This is a genomic window from Microbacterium umsixpiens (assembly GCF_053543675.1).
This window is the reverse complement of record NZ_JBLVOH010000096.1, coordinates 6,222-11,499: the sequence shown is the minus strand read 5'-3', so window position 1 is coordinate 11,499 and position 5,278 is coordinate 6,222. Positions and strand designations below refer to the sequence as shown.

4 protein-coding genes and 1 pseudogene are annotated in these 5,278 nt (G+C 67.7%); 4 read left to right on the top strand and 1 reads right to left on the bottom strand.

All coding sequences use genetic code 11. The annotated features are described in order from the left end of the window. The 3 genes and pseudogenes from ACNPM4_RS09715 to ACNPM4_RS09705 form a co-directional block, all read left to right on the top strand. Positions 1–126 (top strand): annotated as a pseudogene (locus ACNPM4_RS09715) (ABC transporter permease); the annotation flags it as partial. Beyond that, positions 123–1,847, top strand: coding sequence for an ABC transporter ATP-binding protein (locus ACNPM4_RS09710; protein ID WP_400855828.1), 1,725 nt, complete (start codon positions 123–125; stop codon positions 1,845–1,847). The pseudogene ACNPM4_RS09715 and the gene ACNPM4_RS09710, both read left to right, overlap by 4 nt. A 2-nt stretch (positions 1,848–1,849) precedes the next feature. After that, positions 1,850–2,419: a PH domain-containing protein gene (locus ACNPM4_RS09705; RefSeq protein WP_448985528.1), complete on the top strand. Its 570-nt coding sequence runs from the start codon at positions 1,850–1,852 to the stop codon at positions 2,417–2,419. 15 nt (positions 2,420–2,434) lie between these two features. On the opposite strand, the gene ACNPM4_RS09700 is transcribed toward ACNPM4_RS09705, so the two are convergent. After that, positions 2,435–3,241: a CPBP family intramembrane glutamic endopeptidase gene (locus ACNPM4_RS09700; protein ID WP_448985527.1), complete on the bottom strand. Its 807-nt coding sequence runs from the start codon at positions 3,239–3,241 to the stop codon at positions 2,435–2,437. 101 nt (positions 3,242–3,342) lie between these two features. On the opposite strand from ACNPM4_RS09700, the gene typA reads away from it, so the two are divergent. After that, positions 3,343–5,256 carry a translational GTPase TypA gene (gene typA / locus ACNPM4_RS09695; protein ID WP_029262907.1) on the top strand — a complete coding sequence of 638 codons (1,914 nt, stop codon included), beginning with the start codon at positions 3,343–3,345 and terminating at the stop codon, positions 5,254–5,256. Positions 5,257–5,278 lie beyond the last annotated feature (22 nt).

Here is a 5,278-nt window from a genome sequence, read left to right as displayed (position 1 = left end):
CGGCGCACCGACCCCATGCCGCTGATCTATCCGTCGATCGCTCTCTCCCTCACCGTGCTGTCGTTCATCATGCTCGGCGAGACGGTGCGAGACGCGCTCGACCCGAAGGCGAGGGCACTGCGATGACCGCCGAATACAACCCCGATGTCCCGCTCCTGTCGATCGAGAACCTGGAGGTCGCGTTCAAGACGCAGGACGGTTTCGTCCCTGCGGTGCGTGGCGTCAGCTTCGACATCTACCCGGGCGAGACCATGGCGATCGTCGGTGAGTCCGGCTCGGGCAAGTCGACGACCGCGCACGCGATCATCAACCTGCTGCCCGGCAGCGGGAAGGTCACCGGTGGCGCCGTCAAATTCGAGGGTCGCGACCTGACGAAGCTCGGGCGCTCCGAGATCGAGCATGTGCGCGGCAACCTCATCGGCCTGGTTCCCCAGGACCCGATGAACAGCCTCAACCCGGTGCACCGCATCGGTTTCCAGGTGGAGGAGACCATCCTCGCCAACGGGCAGGCCGACGGCCGCAAGGCTGCACGCAAGCAGGCGATCCAGGTGCTGAAGGAGGCGGGACTGGCGGATGCCGATCGGCGTCTGCGGCAGTTCCCGCACGAGTTCTCCGGCGGCATGCGCCAGCGGGTGCTCATCGGCATCGGGCTGTCGTCCGATCCGAAACTGCTCATCGCCGACGAGCCCACCAGCGCGCTCGACGTCACGGTGCAGAAGCGGATCCTCGATCACCTCGACACCCTCACGAAGGAGCGCAACACCGCGGTCCTGTTCATCACCCACGACCTCGGCCTCGCCGCGGAGCGGGCGGAGAACCTCGTCGTGATGCATCGCGGTCGCATCGTGGAATCGGGTCCCGCGCTCGAGATCCTGCAGAACCCGCAGCACCCGTACACCCAGCGGCTGGTCGCCGCGGCGCCGAGCCTGGCGTCGAAGCGCATCCAGACGGCGGTCACGGGTCACGTCGACCCTCTCGCCGAGGTGCTCACGGAGGCCACGGGCACGGTCGATCTCGCATCGATCGCGCACACCGAGGCGGTTCCTGCCGAGCCGGTGATCGAGTTCCGAGATGTGACGAAGGTCTACAAGATCCGGGGGAGCGGCTTCCGTTCCACCGATTTCACGGCCGTCGACAAGATGTCCTTCCAGGTGCCCAAGGGCTCCACGATGGCCATCGTCGGCGAATCCGGTTCCGGCAAGTCGACCGCCGCCAAGATGCTGCTGCGTCTGGAGACGAAGACGTCGGGCTCGATCCTCGTGAACGGTCGGGACACCGACACGCTCTCACGGCCCGAGCTGCAGGCACTGCGTCGCGAGATGCAGCCGGTCTTCCAGGACCCGTACGGTTCGCTGGATCCGCTGCACAACATCGGCAACACGGTGGCGGAGCCGCTGCGCGTGCACGGGGTCGGCGACTCCGCCTCGCGCCGCAAGCGCGTTCTCGAGGTGCTGGACCAGGTCGCGCTCCCGTCGAGTGTGGCCGACCGGTATCCGAACGAGCTCTCGGGCGGTCAGCGTCAGCGAGTCGCCATCGCCAGGGCCCTCGCGCTCAAGCCGGAGATCGTCGTCCTCGACGAGGCCGTGTCGGCGCTGGACGTGCTGGTGCAGGCGCAGGTGCTGAACCTGCTCGCCGAACTCCAGTCCGAGCTCGACTTGACGTACCTGTTCATCACCCACGACCTCGCGGTCGTGCGGGTGATCGCGGATCGCGTCTGTGTGATGGAGCAGGGGCGCGTCGTCGAGCACGGCACGGTCGACGACATCTTCGCGAACCCGCAGCAGGAGTACACGGAGCGTCTGCTCCAGGCGATTCCCGGCGCGTCGATCACCCTCGGGAGCCACTGACGGTGACGACGGACGACAGGTCGGAGGGCGTACGGACATTCCGTGCGCCCTCCGGTCCCGCCGCGCTCGTGATCGGCTCGCTTCTGGCCCTGTTCCTGTTGGGCGATGCCGTCCTGCGGGCCGGGTGGGGGCCGATGCTGCTGCTCGCCCCGTGGGTGCTGCTGGTGCTCTGGCTCGTGTATGTGAGCTCCTTCGCCTCGGCCGTGCGCATCGACGACGACGGTGTGGTGGTGCAGAACCTGCTCCGCCGCATCACGTTCGGCTGGCAGCGCGTGCGCGCCGTCGACCTGCGGTGGCAGCTGATCTTCTCGCTCGACGACGGGAAGGATCTCGCCTGCTACGGGGGACCGGCCAAGGCCGGCCCGATCCGCATGCCCGCTCGCGGGGGCGACGGCGAGGAGAAGATGCCCGCAGGCATCCGCGCGCTCACCGAGATCGAGGAGCGCTGGGAAGCCGCCCCCGCCGCTGCGGACGCCCCGATCCGACGCAGCTGGGATCGTCCGGCCACGATCGCGCTGGTCGTGATCGTCGTCTGGGCGGTGCTGGCCGTCCTCGTGGCGAACGCGGGTTGACCGCGACTCTTCGGCTCAGCCGGGGAGTCCGAACAGGTCGGGCCACAGCGCTGCCGCCCACGGGTAGCCGACGAACGCGGCCGCATCGATCAGGAAGTGCGCGACCAGGAACGGCATCAGGCGCCCTGAGCGCTGATACAGCCACCCGAACAGCAGACCCATCGCGAGGTTCCCGAAGAACGCGGGATAGCCCTGATACAGGTGGTAGCTGGCCCGCAGCACCGATGTGCCGATGATGATCGACCACGGCCCCCAGCCGAGCTGCTTCAGTCGCGTGAAGAGATATCCGAGCAGAACGAACTCCTCCTGCAGCGAGGCCCGTGCGGCAGCGAGCAGCAGGACGGGCACCGTCCACCAGTAGGCGTCGATGCCGGCGGGGTCGATCGCCACGGTCATCCCGAGCGCGCGACCGGCGAGGTAGAGGCCGATGCCGGGCACGCCGATGGCCAGGACCAGCAGGACGCCGCGACCGATGTCGCGCCCCGCCCTGGTGCCGTCCAGCCCCAGCTGCCCCAGGTGCGGTCGGCGCGACTGCCAGAGCAGGAAGCACACCAGCAGCACGGGGACGAGCGAGAAACCGATCGCGAGCACCTGGTAGATGAGGTCGAAGATCTCCCGGTCGCTGCGTGAGGGGTTCAGCTTCGCGACCTGATCGGCGATCGCGATCTCATCGGTGAGGCGGTAGGCGAGCTGCACGATCGCGTACACGGCGGACTGCCCGAGCCCGAGCGCCAGGACGATCGCGATCTCCCACCACAGCCGTGCGCGAGAGGGGGCGGGGGAGAGCTCGGGAAGGTCTCCGGAGGCCTGCGGTCGGGTCACGATCTCGATGCTACGACCTGTTTTCAGGAACACGCCCTGAGCTTGCGTTATCCTGGAACGTCGGCTTCCCGGCAAAATCCCACACTCTTTAGGACACCTGCATGGCGCACGCCCTCCGCTCTGACCTCCGCAACGTCGCAATCGTCGCCCACGTCGACCACGGCAAGACGACTCTCGTCGACGCCATGCTGCGTCAGACGGGCTCCTTCGGCGAACACGCCCACGTCGATGAGCGCGCGATGGACTCCAACGATCTGGAGCGTGAGAAGGGCATCACGATCCTCGCCAAGAACACGGCGATCACGTACAAGGGCAAGCACGCCGGCGGCAAGGAGATCACGATCAACGTGATCGACACCCCCGGTCACGCCGACTTCGGTGGTGAGGTCGAGCGCGGCCTGTCCATGGTCGACGGTGTCGTGCTGCTGGTCGACGCCAGTGAGGGTCCGCTGCCCCAGACCCGCTTCGTGCTGCGCAAGGCGCTCGAGTCGAAGCTGCCGGTCATCCTGCTCGTCAACAAGACCGACCGTCCCGACGCGCGCATCGCCGAGGTCGAGGAAGAGGCGCACGACCTGCTGCTGGGCCTCGCTTCCGACCTGGTCGACGACGTGCCCGACCTCGACGTCGACGCGCTGCTCGACGTGCCGGTCGTCTACGCCTCCGGTCGTGCCGGCGCCGCGTCGCAGAACCGTCCCGCCGACGGCTCGCTGCCCGACAACGACGACCTCGAGCCGCTGTTCGAGGCGATCCTCGAGCACGTGCCCGCGCCGTCCTACGACGACGAGCACCCGCTGCAGGCCTGGGTCACGAACCTCGACTCCAGCCCGTTCCTCGGCCGTCTCGCGCTGCTGCGCGTCTTCAACGGCACGCTCAAGAAGGGCCAGACCGTGGCCTGGGTCCGTGCCGACGGCACGCACCAGAACGCGCGCATCACCGAGCTCCTGAAGACACGCGCACTCGAGCGCTATCCGGCCGATTCCGCAGGCCCCGGCGACATCGTCGCCATCGCCGGTTTCGAGAACATCACCATCGGCGAGACCATCGCCGACCCCGAGGACGTGCGTCCGCTGCCGGCCATCACGGTCGACGACCCCGCCATCTCGATGACGATCGGCACCAACACCTCCCCGCTCATGGGCAAGGTCAAGGGCCACAAGCTCACCGCTCGCATGGTCAAGGACCGTCTCGACAAGGAGCTCATCGGCAACGTCTCGCTCAAGGTCGTCGACATCGGACGTCCGGATGCGTGGGAGGTGCAGGGCCGCGGAGAGCTCGCCCTCGCCATCCTCGTCGAGAACATGCGCCGCGAGGGCTTCGAGCTCACCGTCGGCAAGCCGCAGGTGGTCACGAAGAAGATCGACGGCAAGACCTACGAGCCGTTCGAGCACCTCACGATCGACACGCCGGAGGAGCACCTCGGCGCGATCACCCAGCTGCTGGCGGGCCGCAAGGGTCGCATGGAGAACATGACGAACCACGGCACCGGCTGGGTGCGCATGGAGTTCGTCGTCCCGTCGCGCGGCCTGATCGGCTTCCGCAGCGAGTTCCTCACCACCACGCGCGGCACCGGCATCGCGAACGCGATCTCGCACGGCTACGAGCCGTGGGCCGGCTCCATCACGACGCGTCAGAACGGCTCGATCGTCGCCGACCGCCAGGGTGTCGTCACCCCGTTCGCGATGATCGCCCTGCAGGAGCGCATGTCGTTCTTCGTGCAGCCCACGCAGGAGGTCTACGAGGGAATGGTCATCGGCGAGAACTCCCGCGCCGACGACATGGACGTGAACATCACGAAGGAGAAGAAGCTCACCAACATGCGTGCGGCGAGCTCCGACACCTTCGAGTCGATGACGCCTCCGCGCCAGCTGACGCTCGAGGAGAGCCTCGAGTTCGCACGTGACGACGAATGCGTCGAGGTCACGCCCGAGGTCGTCCGCATCCGCAAGGTGAACCTCGATGCGAACACCCGTGCTCGCGAGACCGCGCGTCTGAAGCGCCAGGACGCCAGCGCCTGAGTCTGCTCCGAGAAGAGGGGGG

What these genes read in the sequence shown, in the direction of transcription:
- ACNPM4_RS09710 (WP_400855828.1), top strand. Translation starts at nt 123, where the DNA reads ATGACCGCCGAATACAACCCCGATGTCCCGCTCCTGTCGATCGAGAAC.
- typA (WP_029262907.1), top strand. Translation starts at nt 3,343, where the DNA reads ATGGCGCACGCCCTCCGCTCTGACCTCCGCAACGTCGCAATCGTCGCC.